Annotated in this window: 22 protein-coding genes and 2 tRNA genes; 15 read left to right on the forward strand and 9 right to left on the reverse strand. The window is 64.7% G+C overall.

From position 1 onward, the window contains the following. Window positions 1-23: 23 nt before the first annotated feature. The 6 genes from rsmG to rpmH are packed head-to-tail and all read right to left on the reverse strand — an operon-like array spanning window position 24 to window position 3334. Window positions 24-662, reverse strand: a complete 639-nt coding sequence (rsmG, locus tag VH571_RS12175; RefSeq protein WP_123940071.1) for a 16S rRNA (guanine(527)-N(7))-methyltransferase RsmG — start codon at window positions 660-662, stop codon at window positions 24-26. A 55-nt stretch (window positions 663-717) separates the two neighbouring features. Beyond that, a complete protein-coding gene (locus VH571_RS12180) occupies window positions 718-1380 on the reverse strand; it encodes a protein jag (protein ID WP_423264822.1) in 663 nt (220 codons plus the stop codon). Beyond that, window positions 1377-2360: a membrane protein insertase YidC gene (gene yidC / locus VH571_RS12185; protein ID WP_055964265.1), complete on the reverse strand. Its 984-nt coding sequence runs from the start codon at window positions 2358-2360 to the stop codon at window positions 1377-1379. The genes VH571_RS12180 and yidC overlap by 4 nt, the downstream gene beginning before the upstream one ends. A gap of 5 nt (window positions 2361-2365) precedes the next feature. Next, the gene (gene yidD / locus VH571_RS12190) at window positions 2366-2788 is read right to left on the reverse strand and encodes a membrane protein insertion efficiency factor YidD (RefSeq protein ID WP_423264823.1); all 423 of its coding nucleotides are present in this window, start codon (window positions 2786-2788) and stop codon (window positions 2366-2368) included. Next, a complete protein-coding gene (locus VH571_RS12195) occupies window positions 2785-3153 on the reverse strand; it encodes a ribonuclease P protein component (protein ID WP_423264824.1) in 369 nt (122 codons plus the stop codon). The genes yidD and VH571_RS12195 overlap by 4 nt, the downstream gene beginning before the upstream one ends. 43 nt (window positions 3154-3196) lie before the next feature. Then, entirely contained in the window at window positions 3197-3334 is a 138-nt protein-coding gene (rpmH, locus tag VH571_RS12200) for a 50S ribosomal protein L34 (RefSeq protein WP_043595303.1), read from the reverse strand. A 478-nt stretch (window positions 3335-3812) separates the two neighbouring features. Between rpmH and dnaA the strand changes: the two genes are divergently transcribed. The 10 genes from dnaA to VH571_RS12250 all read left to right on the forward strand — a co-directional run bounded on the left by dnaA (window position 3813) and on the right by VH571_RS12250 (window position 15384). Then, a complete protein-coding gene (gene dnaA / locus VH571_RS12205) occupies window positions 3813-5132 on the forward strand; it encodes a chromosomal replication initiator protein DnaA (RefSeq protein WP_423264877.1) in 1320 nt (439 codons plus the stop codon). 743 nt (window positions 5133-5875) lie between these two features. Then, window positions 5876-7024 carry a DNA polymerase III subunit beta gene (dnaN, locus tag VH571_RS12210; RefSeq protein WP_055964273.1) on the forward strand — a complete coding sequence of 383 codons (1149 nt, stop codon included), beginning with the start codon at window positions 5876-5878 and terminating at the stop codon, window positions 7022-7024. A gap of 62 nt (window positions 7025-7086) precedes the next feature. After that, window positions 7087-7977: a phosphogluconate dehydrogenase (NAD(+)-dependent, decarboxylating) gene (gnd, locus tag VH571_RS12215; RefSeq protein WP_055964276.1), complete on the forward strand. Its 891-nt coding sequence runs from the start codon at window positions 7087-7089 to the stop codon at window positions 7975-7977. 46 nt (window positions 7978-8023) lie between these two features. Beyond that, a complete protein-coding gene (gene recF, locus VH571_RS12220; protein ID WP_423264825.1) occupies window positions 8024-9220 on the forward strand; it encodes a DNA replication/repair protein RecF in 1197 nt (398 codons plus the stop codon). Next, window positions 9217-9726: a DUF721 domain-containing protein gene (locus tag VH571_RS12225; RefSeq protein ID WP_423264826.1), complete on the forward strand. Its 510-nt coding sequence runs from the start codon at window positions 9217-9219 to the stop codon at window positions 9724-9726. Before recF ends, VH571_RS12225 begins: the two co-directional genes overlap by 4 nt. Before the next feature lie 158 nt (window positions 9727-9884). Continuing rightward, a complete protein-coding gene (gyrB, locus tag VH571_RS12230; protein WP_194601196.1) occupies window positions 9885-11891 on the forward strand; it encodes a DNA topoisomerase (ATP-hydrolyzing) subunit B in 2007 nt (668 codons plus the stop codon). Between the two features lie 106 nt (window positions 11892-11997). After that, the gene (gene gyrA / locus VH571_RS12235; RefSeq protein WP_084816301.1) at window positions 11998-14685 is read left to right on the forward strand and encodes a DNA gyrase subunit A; all 2688 of its coding nucleotides are present in this window, start codon (window positions 11998-12000) and stop codon (window positions 14683-14685) included. Next, window positions 14682-15089, forward strand: coding sequence for a DUF3566 domain-containing protein (locus VH571_RS12240; RefSeq protein WP_055964288.1), 408 nt, complete (start codon window positions 14682-14684; stop codon window positions 15087-15089). Before gyrA ends, VH571_RS12240 begins: the two co-directional genes overlap by 4 nt. A gap of 74 nt (window positions 15090-15163) precedes the next feature. Then, window positions 15164-15237 (forward strand) — tRNA-Ile (locus tag VH571_RS12245). A 74-nt stretch (window positions 15238-15311) separates the two neighbouring features. Then, window positions 15312-15384: transfer RNA gene (locus VH571_RS12250), tRNA-Ala, on the forward strand. A gap of 323 nt (window positions 15385-15707) precedes the next feature. Here VH571_RS12250 and VH571_RS12255 read toward each other — a convergent pair. Continuing rightward, window positions 15708-16331 carry a hypothetical protein gene (locus VH571_RS12255; protein ID WP_055964291.1) on the reverse strand — a complete coding sequence of 208 codons (624 nt, stop codon included), beginning with the start codon at window positions 16329-16331 and terminating at the stop codon, window positions 15708-15710. A gap of 121 nt (window positions 16332-16452) precedes the next feature. On the opposite strand from VH571_RS12255, the gene VH571_RS12260 reads away from it, so the two are divergent. Further along, entirely contained in the window at window positions 16453-16992 is a 540-nt protein-coding gene (locus VH571_RS12260) for a peptidylprolyl isomerase (RefSeq protein WP_194601191.1), read from the forward strand. 7 nt (window positions 16993-16999) lie between these two features. Next, window positions 17000-17845 (forward strand): rhomboid family intramembrane serine protease, encoded by an 846-nt coding sequence (locus VH571_RS12265; RefSeq protein WP_423264827.1) that lies wholly within the window; start codon window positions 17000-17002, stop codon window positions 17843-17845. A gap of 229 nt (window positions 17846-18074) precedes the next feature. Here VH571_RS12265 and VH571_RS12270 read toward each other — a convergent pair whose 3' ends face one another. Further along, window positions 18075-18338: a cell division protein CrgA gene (locus tag VH571_RS12270; RefSeq protein WP_423264828.1), complete on the reverse strand. Its 264-nt coding sequence runs from the start codon at window positions 18336-18338 to the stop codon at window positions 18075-18077. Window positions 18339-18410: 72 nt separating this feature from the next. On the opposite strand from VH571_RS12270, the gene VH571_RS12275 reads away from it, so the two are divergent. Genes VH571_RS12275 through VH571_RS12285 form a run of 3 tightly spaced genes read left to right on the forward strand, consistent with a single transcriptional unit; the run spans window position 18411 to window position 19984 of the window. Then, a complete protein-coding gene (locus VH571_RS12275; protein WP_423264829.1) occupies window positions 18411-19184 on the forward strand; it encodes a class E sortase in 774 nt (257 codons plus the stop codon). A 3-nt stretch (window positions 19185-19187) separates the two neighbouring features. After that, window positions 19188-19349 (forward strand): hypothetical protein, encoded by a 162-nt coding sequence (locus tag VH571_RS12280; protein ID WP_423264830.1) that lies wholly within the window; start codon window positions 19188-19190, stop codon window positions 19347-19349. Further along, window positions 19346-19984, forward strand: coding sequence for an anthranilate synthase component II (locus tag VH571_RS12285; RefSeq protein ID WP_423264831.1), 639 nt, complete (start codon window positions 19346-19348; stop codon window positions 19982-19984). The genes VH571_RS12280 and VH571_RS12285 overlap by 4 nt, the downstream gene beginning before the upstream one ends. A gap of 65 nt (window positions 19985-20049) precedes the next feature. Here VH571_RS12285 and pknB read toward each other — a convergent pair whose 3' ends face one another. After that, complete coding sequence (pknB, locus tag VH571_RS12290; RefSeq protein WP_423264832.1) at window positions 20050-21750, reverse strand: Stk1 family PASTA domain-containing Ser/Thr kinase; 1701 nt, start codon at window positions 21748-21750, stop codon at window positions 20050-20052. Between the last annotated feature and the right edge of the window lie 46 nt (window positions 21751-21796).

Below are 21796 nucleotides of genomic sequence, written 5' to 3' on the forward strand. Positions count from 1 at the left end.
AACAGCCAGCTCGTTACCGCAAGTCAGTCAACTGTAGCCCGAAAGACTCTCGTGGTTTCGTCGAGTACACCGACCCCAAGCTCCAGTACCTCGACGTCACTGAGGTGGTTCTTGGCGATTACTTTGCGCGCTGCTGTCACTTCGTCAGCCACTCGAGCACCCTTGAGGAAGAGCAACTGACCGCCCGTCTTTACCAATGGAACAGTGAGCGGGATGAGCTTCGAGAGGGCGCTCACAGCGCGGGCGGTTGCCTGATCGAGCCACGGAGAGATCTCGGCCTCTTCGGCGCGAGCGCGAACGACTTCCACATTGGTGAGCCCGAGGCGATCCGCCTCGGCGCGCAGCCAGTCCGTGCGGCGTTCCATCGGTTCGATAAGGATCAACGTCGAATCCGGTCGTGCCGCGGCCAACACGAGACCGGGCAAGCCTGCCCCAGAACCAATATCACCCACTCGCCCGGCGACGAGAAGAGGCGCCAGGAGGCCACTGTTGATCACATGACGAGTCCACAGCCGGGGGAGCTCCAGGGGCCCGATGAGCCCTAGCTCCTCGCCGTACTGAGCGAGGTCCGCGGTGAACTGCCGAACGACGTCAATGCGGTCGCCAAAGAGATCAGCCGCGAATGCCGGCTCAGGCTCAAGATCGGGAAGGACGGCGGTCATCGTTTCACGTGGAACATGCGAGCGGTGGTGACGCTTATCAGCGTGAAAGCTGCGATCACGGGCGGGTCACGACAGTGTGCCGGTCGCGGCCTTCACCCTCGGACTCCGAGGTGAAACCACGCGCGGCCACGATGTCATGAACGAGCTTGCGCTCGTACGACGACATGGGAGGCAGAGAGGCCGAGGTGGCTCCCTCCTCGAGGCGTTCGGCAGCTCGCTCCACGAGGGCGGCAAGCTCCTGCTCACGTGTCGCGCGAGAGCCGCCGACGTCGAGGATCAAGCGGGAGAATTCGCCGGTCTTGGCCTGGACGGCGATACGCGTCAACTCCTGAAGGGCTGTGACCGTCTCCGGCTTGGACAGAACGCGGAGGTCGTTCTCACCCGATGAGTCGACAGAGATGTAGGAGCGTCCGGCCCGCGTCTCAATGTCGATGTCGCCATCGAGATCGAGGATGTCGAGCAGCTCTTCGATGTAGTCGGCAGCGATGTCGCCCTCGTCAGGCCCTGCATCGTCACCCGCGTCGACACCATCGTCGTCGCGCACGTCGCTCTGCCCCTCAGAAGCACCCGACTCGTCGCCGGTCGATCGTGCGGAGTCCGACACAACGGACGAAACCTCGAGCGCCCCATTCGAAGTAATCGCCTCGTCGGTGGTCTGAGATGCCGCGGCGAGGCGGTCGTCGGCTGACTCGTCAGCGGGGAGGGGAGCGGAAGTCATCGTGCTTGGCCGTTCTGCTTCTTGGAGCGCGCCTTGCCCACGGGCTGGCTGCGCTGGGTGGTCACTCGCTTGGGGGTCTCGATCTCGGTCACCGTGATTTCGGTGAGTGACTTGAGGGGGTTTCCCTTGCCCCGCGCCTCGCGATCCTGCTGCTTCTTCGCAAGCCGGGCCTCACGCGCGAGAGCGGCATCGGAGCCAGGCGTCGGGCTGTTGCGGATGACGACGTACTGCTGGCCCATCGTCCAGAAGTTAGAGGTCAGCCAGTAGAACATGACGCCGAGCGGGAACGAAAGACCGGAGAAGAGGAAGACAAGGGGGAGCACATAGAGGAGCATCTTCTGCTGCTTGTACATGGGGCTCGCCTTGGTCTCGGGCGACATATTCTTCGTCGTGAGCTGCAGCTGCGTGAAGAACTGCGAGGCCGTCATGAGCACGATCATTGCGCCGGCAATGATCTTGACCGAGATGACGTCGGAGTTGGTGAAGGTCTCCTTGAGGGGAGCGCCGAACAGGGTGGACGTCGCGAACGCGTTGCTGAGGTCACGGTTGAGGAGGCCGATGCCGACCTTGTCGAGCTGAGCATTGTGGAGCACCGTGTAAAGGCTGAAGAACACGGGCATTTGAATCAGCAGCGGAAGGCACGACGAGAGAGGGTTGGTGCCCGTCTCCTTGTACAGAGCCATCGTCTCGCGAGACATGGCTTCGCGGGAGAACTGGTCTTTCTTGCCCTTGTACTTGTCTTGGATCTTCTTGAGCTGGGGCGCTACCTCCATCATTCGGCGCTGATTCTTGATCTGGCGCACGAAGATGGGGATGAGGCAGACGCGAACGACGATCGTGAGCAGCACGATCGACAGCACCCAGGTCACACCGGCGTCGGCGTCGAGGCCGACAGAGGTGAGCACGTAGTGCCACCCGACGAGGATCGCCTCGACGACCCAGCGGATCGGCCAGAGGATCGTGCCTATGAAATCGAGCATGCGGGTCAGGCCTTTCTTTCGCTGCGCAAGTGCAGCCTGTCGCTGCTGAAGTGCAGCCTTTCGCTGCCGAAGCGCAGCCGGGGACTAAGGGGGAGAGGGCTGGTCGCACCAGAGGACGACTCTTTGTCAGCGGCTACGACGAAACCGCTGGTCAAGACGCTGATTTCGTGCCCATGAGCCGTGTGACGCTCGGGAACATCATCGATCCCGCCTGCCGCCCACGGATTGCATCGCGCGATTCGCCAGGAACCAAGGGCGATCCCCTTGAGGGCTCCGTGACTCTGGATCGCCTGGAGCGTATAGGTCGAGCACGAGGGGTAGTAGCGGCAGACATCGCCGTACAGCGGCGAGATGACCGCGCGGTAGGCACGAAGAAGCGCCACGCAGACGTTGCGCGGGAGAAGTGCCACGAATCGGACGATCTTCACGCTCTCACACCCTTGTTCACCGCTCCGGTGATCTCTTCGAGCAGGGTAGACCACTGAACTGCATCCGACCCTGGCAGTGCGCGGATCACGATGTCCGTTCGCTCGAGGGGGAACGCGTCGTCGCCGAGCAGCGTGTGGGCGACTGCCTTGAGACGTCGCCGCACGGTGTTGCGCACCACAGCGTTGCCGACGTTCTTCGCGACGATGAAGCCGAAACGACCAGGCGCCGACGCCCCCGAAAGAGAAGGATCCGCGGAAACCACCCTTAGGTACACGACACAGTGCGCCGTAGCCGACTTGCGGCCACGGCGCACAGTGTTGCGGTAGTCGTCAGCGCGGACGATCCGATTGGCTTTTGCCAACATGAGGTCTCGTCCGGCTCAGACCGGTCGATTAGACCGTGTCGATCTACGCGCTGAGCTCGGTGCGGCCCTTGCCACGACGCGCAGCGAGGATGGCGCGACCGGCACGCGTACGCATGCGGGCACGGAAGCCGTGCTTCTTGGCACGACGACGGTTGTTCGGCTGGAAGGTGCGCTTGCTCATGGTTTTGTCTCCAGAAGGAAAGGGACCGAGCTGAACGCGCCGGAGACACGTGCCGCAGTCCGAGAAGTCTTGTCAGCCCAAAGTGACTGAAATCAACTGGTTAAAACTACGCGAGCGGGGCCCCGGGGTCAAACGACGAGCAAAACACTCATTATCCACAGTGTGGAAAACCTGGGTTGTGTTCGGCCCGCCGTGTCGAACTAAGGTGGGGGAGCCGCAGCGGCGGGGGCTCTGTAAATGCGTATTCCGCCGCGGAACATCAGGGGTGGCAGTCGGTGGGCGCGGATCCTCGGGTCTTTTTGCCACCGGTGGAAAACCCTGTGGAGAACTCCACCCGCGCGACCACGCCCCCGTCACCCCCAAGACACGAAGCGAGAACACAGTGACCAGCACCATCGACCCGGTTCAGGGCCTCTGGAGAACGGTTCTCGCGCGCCTGACCACCGACGACCGGATCACGCCACAGCTGCACGGGTTCATGAGTCTGGTCGAGCCGAAGGGCGTGCTCGGCGACACCCTGTACCTCGAGGTGCCGAACGAACTCACGCGCGGAATGCTCGAGCAACGGATTCGCGAGCCCCTCCTCGACGCGATCGCGACCCTCGACGACTCCCCGGTCGCCAGCTTCGCCATCACGGTCAACCCCGACATCACGCCCGACACGCTCAGCCAGCCGCACGAGATCGCCGAGCCGGCCCAGTACGTCGAAGCGCCCTTCGTGCCGGCGCCCGTCCAGAAGACCTCCGCCGGCAAACGCACCGACTCGCGGCTGAACCCGAAGTACAGCTTCGACAACTTCGTGATCGGCGCCTCGAACCGTTTCGCCCACGCCGCCGCGGTCGCGGTCAGCGAAGCACCGGCCAAGGCGTACAACCCGCTCTTCATCTACGGCGAATCCGGCCTCGGCAAGACCCACCTCCTCCACGCCATCGGTCACTACGCCGAGAGCATGTATCCGGGCATCCGCGTCCGGTACGTCTCGAGCGAGGAGTTCACCAACGACTTCATCAACTCGATCGCGAACAACCGGTCGAGCCAGTTTCAGCAGCGCTACCGCGAGATCGACATCCTGCTGATCGACGACATCCAGTTCTTGCAGGGCAAAGACTCGACGCAAGAGGCCTTCTTCCACACCTTCAACACCCTGCACGACCACGACAAGCAGCTCGTGATCACCTCCGACCTGCCGCCGAAGCACCTCACCGGCTTCGAAGACCGGATGCGATCGCGCTTCGAGTGGGGTCTCATCACCGATGTGCAGGCGCCCGACCTCGAGACTCGAATCGCGATCCTCCGCAAGAAGGCGCAAAGCGAAAAGCTGCAGGTGCGCGACGAAATCCTCGAGTACATGGCCTCGAAGGTGTCGAGCAACATCCGCGAGCTCGAGGGCACCCTCATCCGCGTCACCGCGTTCGCCAGCCTCAACCGCACGGCCGTCGACATGGCTCTCGTTCAGACGGTGCTCAAAGACCTGATCACCCTCGACGAAGACAACGTCATCGCGCCGGTCGACATCATCAATCACACGGCCGACTACTTCAAGCTCTCGGTCGACGACCTCTACGGGTCGTCGCGCTCTCAGGCAATCGCCACCGCACGACAGATCGCGATGTACCTCTGCCGCGAGCTCACCAACCTCTCTCTGCCCAAGATCGGGCAGCTGTTCGGCAATCGGGACCACACCACGGTCATGTACGCGAACAAGAAGATCTCCGAGCTGATGAAGGAGCGCCGGTCGATCTACAACCAGGTCACCGAGCTCACCAGCCGCATCAAGCAGGATCACCGCTACAAGTAGCCCGTCGGAGCCGCGGCGCCGACTGGCCCAGCCCCGATCTAGCCTTGCCTCGGCCCCGCCCCGCCCCGAATTCGAAGGAAAAACCGCCGGTCGACCCCGCCCGATCGCGATGAATCCGTCGCCGGGCCGAGGTTTCTCCTTCAAATTCGGCGGAGCCCCCGAACTGAAACGCTCGAGCCGAAGCCCCAGGATCTGACGTCCCGGCCTCGCACTGGAGTGTTAACCCCTGCCTGAGCGCCTCCTCCTGGAGGCCCCATGCCCCCTCCACGCGCCACTGACGCGCCCCCACGGTTTCGGGCGTTTCCCCCAGTGTGGATAACTTGTGGAAACTTGGGGAGAATCGGGGGACGGATTGTTCACTCCGACGCCTCGGGTGTGAATGACACGAATTTGTCAGTCGGTCGCGCTCACAGGTCGGGGGCCTCGATCCCACAATCCATCAACAAGTCACACGGATGTAGTTCCCAGTGGCCAGGCGGTTATTAACAAGTTATCCACACTGTGCACAACGGTTAAGACTGTTACTCCTACTTAGAAATGAATGAGGGAGAAAGCAACCTTGTGGATGAGTCGGCACCCCGGAGCAGCCTGGGAGTCACCGAAACCACCTGGAGAATTGCTGTGCCAGTATTAACCGCCGGGCAGCGCTCTGCACGGGCACGGTTTGCACGGGCGGAGCCCTGCACTCGCAGGGCCCATGCTCTGTCGGGCATCGACTGCAGTTTTCGAATAGGGGTCACCGCGTGAAGTTCCAGGTCAACCGCGACGTCTTCAGCGACGCCGTCTCGTTCGCTGTGAAGCTGCTGCCTCAGCGAACCACCCTGCCGATCCTCAGTGGTGTGCTCATCGAGGCTCACGAGGGTGGCCTCACGCTCTCGTCGTTCGACTACGAGGTCTCGTCTCAGACGAGCATCGCGGCCGAGGTCGACGAACCCGGCACGATCCTCGTCTCCGGCCGGCTCTTGGCCGACATCGCCAACCGCCTTCCGAACGCACCCGTCACGTTCACCACCGAAGACACGCGCATCAGCGTCTCGTGCGGCTCGGCCAACTTCTCGCTGCTGAGCATGCCCGTCGAGGAGTACCCCACGCTGCCGGCACCGGGTGAGCAGTCGGGCGTCGTTCCCGGCGACGCTTTCTCGCTGGCCATCGCGCAGGTCGCTGTCGCGGCGAGCCGCGACGACGTCACACCGGTCATCACGGGTGTGCAGCTCGAGGTCACCGAAAACGCCCTGTCTCTTGTCGCCACCGACCGCTACCGCGTCGCCGTCCGCGGCATCGACTGGGATCCCGGCACTGCCGCCTCGACCCAGACACTCACCGCCCTCGTGCCGGCTCGCACCCTGCAGGAGGTCGGCAAGACCTTCGGCAACGCGTCCACGCTCTCCGTGGCGATCACGGGTTCCGACGACCGTGAGCTGATCGCCTTCCAGGCCGATAACAAGATCGTCACCTCACTCCTGATCAAGGGCAACTTCCCCCCGGTCAAGCGACTGTTCCCCGAGACGGTCGAGAACTACGCGGTGATGAACACCGCCGATCTCGTGGAGGCGACCCGTCGTGTGTCGCTCGTCCTCGAGCGCGAAGCAGCTTTGAGATTCACGTTCACGATCGATGGCCTCACCCTCGAGGCGATCGGTAGCGAGCAAGCGCAGGCGTCAGAGTCGATCGACGCGCTCCTGACCGGAGAAGACACCGTGGTTTCGTTGAAACCGCAGTTCCTCCTGGACGGACTGGGAGCCGTTCACTCGGAGTTCGTCCGCATCTCGTTCACTAAGACCGAGAACCCCAACAAACCGGGGCCCGTACTGATCACGAGCCAATCCTCGAAAGATCAGCCCGGTGCGGACAGCTACAAGTACCTCCTCCAGCCCAATCTCCTGCTGCGCTAGCCGCGCACTCCACCGCCGCGCTCCCGAAAACCGGCCGCGCGTCACCTGAACGAAGGATTCTCATGCACATCGGCCTCATCGGTCTCGGCAAAATGGGCAACAACATGCGCACCCGCCTGCGCGAGCACGACATCGAGGTGACCGGGTACGACCACAACCCCGATGTCTCCGACGTCGCCAGCCTCAAAGAGCTTGCCGCCGCACTCCCCGCTCCCCGCATCGTCTGGGCCATGGTCCCGTCGGGCGCCATCACCGCGGGCGTCGTCAAAGAGCTCTCCGAAGTCCTCTCCGAGGGCGACATGGTCATCGACGGTGGCAACTCCAAGTGGACCAGCGACTTCGATAACGAGAAGCTGCTCGGCGAAAAGGGCATCAAGTACGTCGACGCCGGTGTCTCCGGTGGCGTCTGGGGCCTGAAGAACGGCTACGGCCTCATGGTCGGCGGTTCCGACGAGAACATCGAGCTGGCCATGCCGATCTTCGATGCGCTCCGACCCGAGGGCCCCAAGGCCGAAGGCTTCGTGCACGCCGGCCCCGTCGGTGCCGGTCACTACACAAAGATGGTGCACAACGGCATCGAGTACGCCATCATGCAGGCCTACGGCGAGGGCTTCGAGCTGCTCGAGGCGAAGAAAGACCTCGTCAAAGACGTTCCCGGCACCTTCAAGGCCTGGCAGCGCGGCACCGTCGTGCGCTCCTGGCTCCTCGAGCTCCTGGTCGTCGGCCTCGAGGCCGACCCGAAGTTCGACGAGATCTCGGGCTACGTCGAAGACTCGGGCGAGGGCCGCTGGACTCTGGCCGACGCCATCGAGCTTGCCGTTCCGATGCCGACCATTTCCGCCTCGATCTTCGCTCGCTTCGTCTCCCGCCAGGGCGACGGATCGCCGACGATGAAGGCCGTCGCAGCCCTCCGCAACCAGTTCGGCGGCCACGCGGTCAAGAAGGCCGACTAGCCACCGCTCGATTTCGAGCAGGCGCAGCTGCGCCGGATGGGCCCGCGTGCGAGTACTCCACCTCAGTTTGACCGACTTCCGCAATTACGAGTCGGCTGAAGTGACCCTCGCGCGTGGGCCCAATCTCTTTGTCGGCCGCAACGGCCAGGGCAAGACCAACCTGGTCGAGAGTCTCGGCTATCTAGCCACCCTCGGTTCCCATCGGGTCTCGAGCGATGCGGCGCTCATTCGGGCCGGCCGCGACTCGGCCATCGTGCGTGCGCGCATCGAGAGCGGCGACCGTGAGCTGCTCGCCGAGGTGCAGATCAACCGCTCGTCGCCGAACCGCGCCCAGATCAACCGCGGGGCGATCAAGCCTCGCGAGCTGCCTCGCTACTTCTCGAGCATTCTGTTCGCCCCCGAAGATCTCGCGCTGGTGCGCGGCGATCCCGGCGGGCGGCGGCGGTTCCTCGACGAGCTTCTCGTCGCCCGCAATCCTCGCCTCGCCGGAGTCCTCTCCGACTATGACCGGGTGCTCCGCCAGCGCAACACCCTGCTCAAGTCGGCCCGGGCCTCCGGGCTCAAGGGCGACAAGCTCTCGACCCTCGACATCTGGGACGAACGGCTGGTGACTCTAGGATCCGAGATCATCGCGTCCCGAGAACACCTCGTCGAGCTGCTGCGGCCAGAGGTGCGTGCGGCCTACCGTGCCGTCGCCGGCGACGACCACGCGGCCGACCTCGGTTCCGTCCTGAGCATTCGCGGCACGGTTCGCGACGATGACGATCCGGTGGAGCAGCCCGACGCGGCCGTTCCGGCCGCGGAGATCCAGCCGGTCTTCCAGGAGGCGCTCGCCCGTGTCCGGCGATCGGAGCTCGATCGAGGGGTGACGCTCGTCGGTCCGCACCGAGACGATCTCTTCTTGGCGCTCAACGGCCTTCCCGCCCGCGGCTACGCCAGTCACGGCGAATCGTGGTCGTTCGCGCTTGCGCTCAAGCTCGCATCGGCCGCCGTCCTCCGCCGCGACTCGTCGACGGGCGATCCGGTGATCGTGCTCGACGACGTGTTCGCCGAGCTCGATCGGTCGAGGCGCGAACGTCTGGCCGATGCAGTCGCCGACTACGAGCAGGTGCTGATCACGGCGGCGGTCGAAGAAGACGTGCCCGAGCGTCTCGCTGCACACACCGTGCGGATCTCGAAGGGCACCATCGTCGACCAGGTGACCGGGTCGGATCCTGAAGTCGTTCCCGAGGTGTCGCCGTGAGCCCGCGGCCCACCGGGCCGAAAGACGACAACGAAGCGCAGCGCGTCTACCTGCGGTTTCGCAAGGTCTTCGGCGATCCGTCGACCCGGTCGCGAGATGCCCGTCGACGTATCGCGCGGGCGGGTTCGCCGAGCCAGCCGTTCTCGTCGGGGCGCGACCCCAAGGGGATTGCCGATGTGATCCTGGGCGTGACCACTGAGCTCGGCTGGAACAGCACCCTGGCGCAGTCCGACCTGATGACGGCCTGGCCCGACATGGTGGGGGTCGAGCTCGCCGACCACTCCGTTCCGGTCGGTATCGAAGACGGCACGCTGACCGTCCAGTGCGACTCGACGGCGTGGGCCACGCAGCTGCGTCTGATGCGCGCTCAGATCACCACGTCGATCATGGGCACCTACCCCGAGGCGGGCATCCAGTCGATGCGTTTTCTCGGCCCGAACGCCCCCACCTGGAAACGCGGTCCCAGATCTGTTCCAGGGCGCGGTCCTCGCGATACTTACGGTTGACAGGGCTCAATCGGTCAACCCACTCGTGAAAATCGCTCTGAGGGCCGATTTCGCCCCGGAGGAGGGCCTCCTGCGGTAGACTCGGAAGGTCGTCCGGAGGCCTGTTTCGCGCAGGTGACGGAGGCGTCACGAGAAAAACGGCAGGAGCCCCACAAAGCATGTCACCGAATTCGCCTGACGGTACCGACCACTCTTACGAAGCAAGCGACATCCAGGTACTCGAGGGCCTCGAGGCCGTTCGCAAGCGCCCCGGCATGTACATCGGCTCCACGGGCCCCCGCGGCCTCCACCACCTGGTCTACGAGATCGTCGACAACGCCGTCGACGAGGCACTCGCCGGCTACTGCGACACCATCCACGTCACCATGCGCGAAGACGGTGGCATCCGCGTCGTCGACAACGGCCGCGGCATTCCCGTCGACATCCACCCCGTCGAGAAGAAGTCGACCGTCGAGGTCGTCCTCACCGTGCTGCACGCCGGTGGCAAGTTCGGTGGCGGCGGCTACGCGGTCTCCGGTGGCCTTCACGGTGTCGGATCGTCGGTCGTCAACGCGCTGTCGACCGAGCTCGACGTCGAGGTGCACCGTCAGGGGTCGGTCTGGCGTCAGAGCTTCACCAACGGTGTTCCGGTGGCCCCGCTCGCCCAGGGCGAAGACGCCTCCGACACCGGCACCACGATCACCTTCTGGCCGAACGCCGAGATCTTCGAGATCGTCGAGTTCGACTACGAGACCCTGCGGGCGCGCTTCCAGCAGATGGCCTTCTTGAACAAGGGCCTGCGAATCACGCTCGTCGATGAGCGCCCCGTGGCTGACGACGCCCCCGATGGCACCAAGGCCAAGAGCGACGACTTCATGTACGAGAAGGGGCTCGAAGACTACGTCGAGTACCTCAACGCGTCGAAGAAGGTCGACGTCGTTCACCCCGACATCATCTCGTTCGAATCCGAAGACACCGAGAAGAAGATCGCCCTCGAAGTGGCGATGCAGTGGAACTACTCGTACCAAGAGAGCGTCCACACCTACGCGAACACCATCAACACGCACGAGGGCGGCACGCACGAAGAGGGCTTCCGTGCCGCGCTGACGACGGTGGTCAACTCGTACGGCATCGCCAAGGGCCTCATCAAGACGAACGACAAAGACAAAGAGAAAGACAAAGAGGCGCGTCTCACCGGTGACGACGTGCGTGAGGGCCTCACCGCCGTCATCTCGATCAAGCTCGGCGAGCCGCAGTTCGAGGGTCAGACCAAGACGAAGCTCGGCAACACCGAGGCGAAGTCGTTCACGCAGAAGGTCGCGTACGACCAGCTGAACGACTGGTTCGACAAGAACCCCGTGCAGGCCAAAGAGATCATCAAGAAGGGCATCCAGGCGCAGCAGGCCCGGATGGCCGCTCGCAAGGCCCGCGATTCGACCCGCCGCAAGGGCGTGCTCGAGTCGAACGGCATGCCCGGCAAGCTCAAAGACTGCCAGTCGAAAGACCCGGCGCTCAGCGAGATCTTCATCGTCGAGGGCGACTCGGCCGGTGGCTCGGCCGTTCAGGGCCGCAACCCCGAGACGCAGGCGATCCTGCCCCTCCGCGGCAAGATCCTCAACGTCGAGAAGGCGCGGCTCGACCGGGCCCTCGGCAACAACGAGGTCCAGGCGATGATCAAGGCGTTCGGCGCCGACATCGGCGACGACTTCGACCCCGAGAAGGCCCGGTACCACAAGATCGTGCTGATGGCCGATGCCGACGTCGACGGTCAGCACATCACGACGCTGCTGCTGACGCTGCTCTTCCGCTACATGCGTCCGCTCATCGACCTGGGCTACGTCTACCTGGCCATGCCGCCCCTGTTCAAGATCAAGTGGTCGAACGCGCCGCACGAGTACGTCTACAGCGACCTCGAGCGCGATGCTCTTCTGGTCGCCGGCAAGGCCGAGGGCAAGCGGATTCCGAAAGACAACGGCATCCAGCGCTACAAGGGCCTCGGCGAGATGGACTACAAAGAGCTGTGGGAGACCACCATGGATCCCGACACCCGCACCCTCCGTCAGGTCACTCTCGACGACGCCGTCGCGGCCGACACCATCTTCAACACCCTCATGGGCGAAGACGTCGAGCTCCGACGCAACTTCATCCAGCAGAACGCGAAAGACGTTCGCTTCCTCGATATCTGATTCGCTCCCCGATTGGGGTCGCGTCTCTGACTGACGCGCGACCCCGGGCGGGGCGCTCAGGCCGATCGAAGGATCCGATGGGCCGGCTACCGAAAGAACACACCTGATGGCAGACGAGACAGACGACACCACCGGCGGCATCCCCGAGGGTGTCGAGCCGGCACAGTTCGCGGCGCAGCTGAAGCGCGACAGCATCGAAGCGGTCGACCTCCAGCTCGAGATGCAGCGCTCCTACCTCGATTACGCGATGAGCGTGATCGTGGGCCGTGCGCTCCCCGAGGTGCGCGACGGCCTCAAGCCGGTTCACCGCCGCGTGATCTACGCGATGTTCGACGGCGGCTACCGCCCCGATCGCGCCTTCTCTAAGTGCGCGCGCGTCGTCGGTGACGTGATGGGTAACTTCCACCCGCACGGTGACTCGGCTATCTACGACGCGCTGGTGCGTCTCGTCCAGCCGTGGAGCCTCCGCTACCCGCTCGCCCACGGCCAGGGCAACTTCGGCTCGCCGGGAAACGACGGCGCCGCGGCTCCGCGATACACCGAGACGCGCATGGCCCCGCTCGCGCTCGAGATGGTCCGCGACATCGACGAAGACACCGTCGACTTCCAAGACAACTACGACGGTCGCACGCAAGAGCCCGCCATTCTCCCGGCGCGCTTCCCCAACCTCCTCGTCAACGGCTCGGTCGGCATCGCCGTCGGCATGGCGACGAACATCCCCCCGCACAACCTCCGTGAGGTCGCTGCGGGGGCGCAGTGGTACCTCGACAACCCCGAGGCCACGCGCGAAGAGCTCCTCGAGGCGCTCATGCAGCGCATCAAGGGCCCCGACTTCCCGACCGGAGCGCAGATCCTCGGCGTTCGCGGCATCCACGACGCGTACCGCACGGGTCGCGGTTCGATCACCATGCGCGCGGTCGTCAGCGTCGAAGAGATCCAGGGTCGCACCTGCCTCGTCGTCACCGAGCTGCCGTACCAGGTCAACCCCGACAACCTCGCGATCAAGATCGCCGACCTCGTTCGCGAGGGTCGTGTCGCCGGCATCGCCGACATTCGCGACGAGACCTCCGGTCGCACCGGCCAGCGTCTGGTGATCGTGCTCAAGCGCGACGCCGTCGCGAAGGTCGTGCTGAACAACCTCTACAAGCACACCTCGCTCCAAGAGAACTTCGGCGCGAACATGCTCGCCATCGTCGATGGCGTGCCCCGCACGCTTCCGCTCGACGGCTTCATCTCGGCATGGGTCGACCACCAGGTCGAGGTCATCGTGCGTCGTACCTCGTTCCGACTCCGCAAGGCCGAGGCCGACGCGCACATCCTCCGCGGCTACATCAAGGCGCTCGATGCCCTCGACGAGGTCATCGCCCTGATCCGCCGTTCGCCGACCGTCGACGAGGCCCGCACCGGCCTCATCGAGCTGCTCGACATCGACGAGCTACAGGCGAACGCCGTTCTCGCCATGCAGCTCCGTCGCCTCGCGGCTCTCGAACGCCAGAAGATCCAAGACGAGCACGACGAGCTCGAGCGCAAGATCCTCGACTTCAAAGACATCCTCGCCAAGCCCGAGCGCCAGCGCACCATCATCGGCGACGAGCTCAAGGCCATCACCGACAAGTTCGGCGACGACCGTCGCACCGAGATCATGTTCGGGTTCGACGGCGACATGAGCGTCGAAGACCTCATCCCCGAAGAGGAGATGGTGGTTACGCTCACGCGCGGCGGCTACGTCAAGCGCACCAAGAGCGACAGCTACCGCTCGCAGCACCGCGGTGGCAAGGGCGTCAAGGGTGCCCAGCTGCGCGCAGACGACGTTGTGGAGCACTTCTTCGTCACCACCACGCACCACTGGCTGCTGTTCCTGACGACCAAGGGCCGCGTCTATCGCGCTAAGGCCTATGAGCTGCAGGAGGCCGGCCGCGACGCCAAGGGCCAGCACGTGGCGAACTTCCTCGCCATGCAGCCCGACGAAGAGATCTCGCAGGTGCTCGACATCCCCGACTACGAGGTCGCCGACTATCTCGTGCTCGCAACGCGCGAGGGTCTCATCAAGAAGACGGCTCTCACCGAGTACGACACCAACCGCACCGGCGGCATCATCGCCATCAACCTGCGCGAGGGTGACGAGCTCGTGTCCGCGCTGCTGGTCGACGAGCACGACGACCTCCTCCTGGTCTCGCGTCATGGCATGTCGCTCCGCTTCACCGCGACGAACGAGTCACTCCGGCCGATGGGTCGTTCGACCTCCGGCGTCAAGGGCATGACCTTCCGCGACGACGACTCGCTGCTCTCCGCATCGGTGGTCGGCGAAGAAGGATTCGTCTTCGTCGTGACCGAGGGCGGCTACGCCAAGCGCACGGCCGCCGACCAGTACCGCATCCAGAACCGCGGTGGGCTGGGCATCAAGGTCGCCAAGCTGGCCGAGGCCCGCGGCGACCTGGCCGGAGCCATGATCGTCTCCGAAGACGACGAGGTGCTGGTCGTTCTGTCGGGCGGCAAGGTCGTCCGCTCCGCGGTCTCCGAAGTGCCGGCCAAGGGCCGCGACACCATGGGAGTCGTCTTCGCGCGGTTCGCCGCCGACGACCGGATCATCGCCGTCGCGCGCAACACCGAGCGAAACCTCGAGGGGCCCGACGACGAGACGGCGATCGAAGATGCGACCGTAGACGGAGGCGCTGCCAGCGCGGAAGGTGACACTGTAGATACAGTGTCCTCCGACGCCGACAGCGTCGAGGGCACCGACACATCGCCCGACACCACGGGTGAGACCGCCGGAGAGGACACGACCGAAGCATGACTAGCGTCGCAGAAAAGCTACAGAGCAAAGCCAAGAAGCCAGTCGGAACGAAGCAGGTCCGACTGAAGCTCGTCTACATCGACTTCTGGTCGACCGTGAAGCTGTCGTTCCTGATCGCCGTCGCCCTCGGCATCATCACCGTCGTCGCGACGTTCCTCGTGTACGTGATCCTCACGCGCCTCGGCATCTTCGACACCGTCGACAAGCTGCTTCAAGAGGTTCTCGGCGATAAGGGCTTCACGCTCCAAGACACCCTCTCGATCGGGCAGGTCATGCTGTTCGCCATCGTCGTCGCGATCCTCAACATCGTGATCGGCACCGTCCTCGGTGCCATCGCCGCGCTCCTCTACAACCTGAGCGTGCGCATCACCGGCGGTCTGCTCGTCGGTTTCACGAACAACTGATCGAGCCGGGGCCTCAGAGGCCCCCCTCGATTTAGTGAATCGGGCCGAATAAGGTACTGTCTTATTCGGTCCAGGGGGCTATAGCTCAGGCGGTTAGAGCGCTTCGCTGATAACGAAGAGGTCATAGGTTCAAGTCCTATTAGCCCCACGGTGTCTCTTCACGACACTGAAGAAACACCCCCAAGACCACGCACCATTCGGTGCAACTCCTGGTCAGTGACCGGGGCCTTAGCTCAGTTGGTAGAGCGCCTGCTTTGCAAGCAGGATGTCGGGAGTTCGATTCTCCCAGGCTCCACAGTTTGTTCTACTCGCCCTCGCTTCGCTCGGGCTCGCAGTGGGTTCTGTGCTGGTCTGGCGGCTTCGCCGCGGCACTCGCTTCGCTCGTGTGGGCGAAAGTGCTCAAATGGGCCCCTAACAGCTACCGGACGGCCCGTTTGCGCACTCTCGCGGCCTGGCGGGCAGAGGCGGGGCGGGGCGGGGCGGCAGGCCCGGGGCAGCGCCCGGCGGGCAGAAGCTGGCAGGCGGGGCCGCCGGATCCTGAGGTCGGAGACTGCCCTGGGAACGACGAAGGCCCGCACCCCTGTGAGGATGCGAGCCTTCGATGCGGTGACGCGACGATCAGGCCTTGGGGCTGTCTTCGTCGTCGGCAACCCACAGCTCGTCGTCGGCACGGAGCGTCTGAGCTGCCGCGTAGATGACTGCGCCGAGGCCGACCACGCCCAGGATGATGAGGAAGACCCCACCCTTGCCCAGGCCCTTCTTCTTCTGCGTCTTCTTCTGAAGCTTCTTGGCCTTGAGAACCGTCTTCGCGATGTTCTTCGTGGCCTTGGGGTGCTTGCGAGCCTGCTGCGCGGCCTTCTTCAGAGCCTTGCGCTTGGCCTTCTTGCTGAGCTTCTTGCCGCTCTTGAGGAGCTCGTCGAGGTCGATGTGCTCGGCCAGCGGGCTCGAGGCCACGGCGGCGGACACAGCCGGAGCCACGTCGTTCTTCAGGCGGTCTTTGGCGTGCGTGGCTGCCACGGAGGCGTTGGCGACACCGGTCGACACGGCAGGCTTGACCTGAGCGTCGTAGGCGGCCTTGACTCGGGGTGCCAGGTCGTTTTTCGCGCGCTCGGCGGCTTCGGCGCCGGCGGCCTTCCAGAATTCACCGGCGTGGCCGAGAAGCTCGCGCTGCTCACCCCAGATGCCGGCGGCGTCGCTCCGGAGCTTCTTCAGTTCGCGTGTGCTCTTGCGTGACGTGGCCATGTGCTCTCCCTTATGGTTCCTGCGGCGTTGCGCCTATCTTGGCACGGGCTCCCCTGATAGGTCACAGGATGATGTCTGGGGGACGACTGAATCATCATGTCGCTGTGAAAGAATCGGACACATGTCTACGCACACCGCTGTCGCCACCATCACCACCACCCTCGGCCCCATCAAGGTCGATCTGTACGGCAACCACGCCCCCAAGACCGTCGCCAACTTCACCGGCCTCGCCACCGGCACCATCGAGTGGACCCACCCGAGCACGGGCAAGGTGTCGAAAGACAACCTCTACGACGGCGTCGTCTTTCACCGCATCATCCCCGACTTCATGATCCAGGGCGGCGACCCGCTCGGTCAGGGCACCGGCGGCCCCGGCTACAACTTCGACGACGAGATCCACCCCGAGCTCACCTTCCAGGAGCCCTATATCCTGGCCATGGCCAACGCCGGCACCCGCGGCGGCAAGGGCACCAACGGCTCGCAGTTCTTCATCACCACTGTCGCGACCCCGTGGCTCCAAGGCAAGCACACCATCTTCGGCGTGGTCTCCGACCCCGAGTCGAAGAAGGTCGTCGACGCCATCCAGGCCGTCGACACCGACGCGCGCGACAAGCCGCTGAAAGACGTCGTCATCGAGAGCGTCACGATCGACGAGGTCTGACCCTTCGGTGACGAACATCCCGCGCAACTCCGATAACTTCTGCTATCGCCACCCCGACCGGCAGAGCTTCATTCTCTGCCAGCGGTGCGGCCGGACGATCTGCACGCAGTGCCAGACGCCGGCCGCGGTGGGAGTGCACTGCCCGGAGTGCGTCCGCGAGGCACGCGGCAACATGCCCAAGGTGAGGCCTCAGGTCGTCACCCGCATGAACAGCCTCGCCACCTCGGGCGGCCCTACGGCCACGTATGCGCTGATGGGGTTGTCGGTGCTCGGGTTCCTGGTGAGCCTCGTTCCGTCGGCCCAGGGCGCTCTGCTCTTCTATGGAGCGGGCGCTCTCACCGAACCGTGGCGGATGGTCACGGGCATCTTCGTTTACGGCGGTCTGAGTTCGATCATCCAGCTGGCCTTCAACGTCTACATGCTGTGGGCGTTCGGCCAAATGATCGAGCAGCAGCTCGGCCGGGTTCGCTACATCGGGCTCTACCTGCTCGGTGCATTGGGCGCCGAGGTCGCGGCCTCCTTGTTCTTCCCCTATCAGCCCGTGCTGATCAGCGGAGCGGCCATGTTCGGCCTCTTCGGGGCGTTCTATGTGATTCTGCGGTCGCGCGGCGAGCAGGCGGTCCAGATTCTGGTGATCATCGCCCTCAACGTCGTCATCGGCATCTTCTTCGGTACTCCGTGGCAGAACTACATCGGTGCCGCCGCGATCGGGGCCCTGACAGCCCTCATCTACATGCGCACTCAGCATCGATCGCAGGCGATGCAGCAACGCCTGCTGGCCGGTGGGCTGGCGGTCGCCCTGCTGGCGATCCTGCTGGTCCGTTCGGCGTCACTGGTCGGGCTTGCCGCCTAGGTCGTCACGCGAAAACGCCCCGCTCCTCAATGAGGAGCGGGGCGTTTCTGGTTCGCAGGGTGCTTGGCAGAGTTATCCACAGGCTCATCCACATTGGGGATAGTTACACCGGTGTAAGACACCCCGTTATGAATGACAAGGATCCGGGCAAAACCGCGATCGCACCGGCCACGGGGCCGACTTCGCGTCGGGCCAACCCGGCCGAACTGGTCTGACTTTATGCGGAAGGTCAGCGCCAGCGGGTCGTCATCAGGAAGCCGATGAACATGATGCCGAAGCCGACGAGGATGTTCCAGGTGCCGAGCGACGGCACGGGGTAGACGGTCTGGCTGACGTAGTAGACGATGATCCAGGCGAGACCGAGCAGCATGAAGCCGAACATGACGGGCTTGAACCAGACGGCGTTCGGCTGGTTGGCGTTCGACTGGGAGTCGGTTGCGGTCGTGCCGGCAGGTCGCGAGGTGCTCGCGGTGGTCTTCTTCTCTCTGGCCATGGGCAGAAGTGTACCGGTAGGGGGTCTGTGGATAGCCTCTGCGTTGCAACTTCGCGCCCGTAGAATCGGGGCATGTCCGATTTAGAAGCGCCCGCCGCCAGCAGACGCGCCCGTCGCCGTTCGCAGCGGCGCCGCACGTCGGTGATCGGTGTTCTGGGCGAGGTGCTCATCACCATGGGCGTCGTCGTGCTCCTCTTCATCGTCTGGCAGCAGTGGTTCAACGACATCGTCGTCGCGCAGGGCACTCGCGATCAGGCGTCCAAGATCAGCGAGCAGCTGCACGACGCGGCACCGCCGGTCGGGTCGAACAACGTCGCGTTCGACAGCGGCAAGCCCAAGGTGACTCCGAAGCCAGCCGACGGCGTCGACTTCGGTGTGCTCTACGTGCCTCGCTTCGGCTCCGACTACCGCGTACCTCTCGCCGGGGGCACGGGCACGGCGCAGACCCTCGACAAGGGCGATGCCGGGCATTACGACTCCTCGCAGATGCCGGGTGCCGTGGGCAACTTCGCGATTGCAGGCCACCGGACGACGCACGGGGCGCCCTTCGCCAATATCGCCGAGCTCAAAGTGGGCGATCACTTCTACGTGCAGACGAAGACCGGCTACTACACCTACACGTTCCGCAATCTGCAATACGTGCAGCCCACTCAGATTCAGGTTCTGCAGCAGGTTCCCGACGCACCGAAGGTCGACACGACGTCGGGCGATCGACTCATCACGCTAACGAGCTGCAATCCGAAGTTCAGCGCGGCCGAGCGAATCATCGCCTACGGTGTCTTCGACTCCTGGCGGCCCTTCTCGGCCGGCGCCCCGTCTGAGATCAAGTCGCTGGTGAAGGGCTGACGCATGTACTCCGCACTCTGGCGCGTTCTCCCCGGCCCCTGGTGGGTTCGCGTTCTCATCCTCCTCGTGCTCCTCGCCGTAATTCTCTACGCCCTGGTCACCTGGGCATTCCCGTACGCCGACTCGTTCATCGATTCGCCTGAAGTGACAGTGGGTTCTTCATGACGCGCATTCTCGTCATCGACAACTACGACAGTTTCGTCTACACGCTGAACGGCTACCTGCACCAGCTCGGGGCCGAAACAGACGTCGTGCGCAACGACTCGTTCACCGCGGGGGAGGCCGCCGCACGGATCGCCGAGTACGACGGCGTTCTGCTGTCGCCCGGCCCGGGCACTCCCGCCGCCGCTGGGGTGTCCGTCGACGTCGTCCACGCCGCTCTCGCGGTCGACAAGCCTCTTCTGGGTGTCTGCCTCGGCCACCAGGCGATCGCCGAGGCCATGGGTGCGACCGTCACCCACGCCGAAGAGTTGATGCACGGCAAGACCTCGCGGGTCGAGCACGACGACAGCTCGTTCTACGACAACGTTCCGCAGCCGTTCCTCGCGACGCGATACCACTCGCTCGCCGTCGTCGACTCCACCGTGCCCCACGTGCTCGAGGTCACCTCCCGCACCACCGGCGGGGTCATCATGGGTCTGCGGCATCGCGACGCGCCCGTGTACGGCGTGCAGTTCCACCCCGAGTCGGTGCTCACCGAGGGTGGCTACAGCATGGTCGGCAACTGGCTGTCGGTGGCCGGGCTTCCGTCTGCCGTCGAGGCAGCGAAGGGCTTGAGCCCGCTCGTCAACCTGGGGTAGCTCGGCCGGCTTGGGGTTGAGGCGGCAAGGCGCCAGCCGAGCAGCGGAGCCTCAGACGCCCGGTACTACGAGCCGCTGCAGATCGTCAGCGTGATCGTGGAGCCCTGCGGCTGCTCGCCGACCGGGAGGTCTTGGGTCTTGACCACGTTGCCGGTGCAGGTGCCGTCGGCCACGGTCTTCACCTGGAGGCCGAGCGTGTTCAACGTCGACATCGCGTCGGCGACGGGTTTGCCCGTCACGTCGGGAACGGCGACGGTGCCGCTCGAGACGACGAGGTCGATGGTGCTGCCGACGTCGACGCTCGTGCCCGACTCGGGCGTCGTCTGGATCACGTTGCCGGCGGGTACCGTCGGGCTGTCCTGCTGGCTGACGGAGCCCTGCTGAAGGCCGAGACCGGTGATTTCTGACCAGGCGTCGTCGGTCGACTTGCCCGAGACGTCGGGCACATTCACCGACGCGGGACCGGACGACACATAGACACTGATGGTCTCGTCTTTGGCGACGTTGGTGCCTGCCACCGGTGAGGTCTTGATGATGTCGCCTTCGTCGACCGAGTCGCTGGCGATGTCGTTGCGGTCGGGGACGAGGCCGAGCTTGGTGAGCTCGGCGGCCCCGGCGTCGTACGACTCGGAGGAGATGATCGGCACCTCGACGCCGGCGTTCGTGGGGAGCTCGACCGGCGAGAGTCGGCCGACCCAGACGACGACGGCCACGACGATGATGACGACGAGCACGATGCCCGCCCAGATCCACGCGACCGGAGGCCTGGTCTGAGTGCGGGAGGGCCGATTCGCGTCGGTGCTGTCGAGTTCTTTGAGCGCCGCCTCGGAGCCGACGGCAGCGCGCGGATTGACTCCGAACAGCGTGGTGTCGGGGGAGGTGACATCGACGTGCTGTCGGCGGGCCGGAAGGTGACCGGCACCCGCGTCGACGACGTCGTTACGGAACTCGGCAGCGCTCTGAAACCGGTCGAAGCGGCTCTTCGCCAGGGCATGAAGCGTGACGGCGTCGAGAGCGGGCGACACGGCCGGGTTGATGACGCTCGGCGGCACGGGCGGCTCGCTGACGTGCTGGTACGCGACGGCGACGGGGGAGTCGCCGCGGAACGGCGGTCTCCCCGTCAGGAGCTCGAAGAGGAGGACTCCGGTGGAGTAGAGGTCGGAGCGGGCATCGACGGTCTCGCCGCGGGCCTGCTCGGGACTGAAGTATTGGGCGGTGCCGAGAATTGCGGTGGTCTGCGCGACTGTGGCCGCCGAGTCGGAGACGGCTCGGGCGATACCGAAATCCATCACCTTGACTTGGCCGGTGTGGGTCAGCATGACGTTGCCGGGCTTGATGTCGCGGTGGACGACGCCGGCCCGGTGCGAGTATTCGAGGGCGGTCAGGATGCCCTCGGTGACGCGGACAGCCTCTTTGGGGTCGAGGGGGCCTTCGGCGACAATGTCTTTGAGGAGTCGACCTTCGACGTACTCCATGACGATGTAGGGCACGAGAACCGTGTTGCCCATGGAGTCTCGGGTCTGCTCTTCGCCGGCGTCGAAGACGCGCACGATGGTCGGGTGGGCCATGCGGGCTGCCGCCTGGGCTTCTTGCCGGAAGCGAGTGCGGAAGGCGGGATCGGAGGCGAGCTGCGACTTCATCAGCTTGATCGCCACCTGGCGGCCGAGCCTGCTGTCGGTGCCCATGTAGACGTTGGCCATACCGCCGTGACCGATCAGGTGACCGATCTGGTAACGGTTGGCGAGGAGGCTGATCCCCTCGGTCACGCCTTCAGCCACGAATTGCCCTCCCACTGCCACGGTCCCGACCAGT

It is taken from the genome of Frondihabitans sp. 4ASC-45 (assembly GCF_049472575.1).
Classification (GTDB): domain Bacteria; phylum Actinomycetota; class Actinomycetes; order Actinomycetales; family Microbacteriaceae; genus Frondihabitans.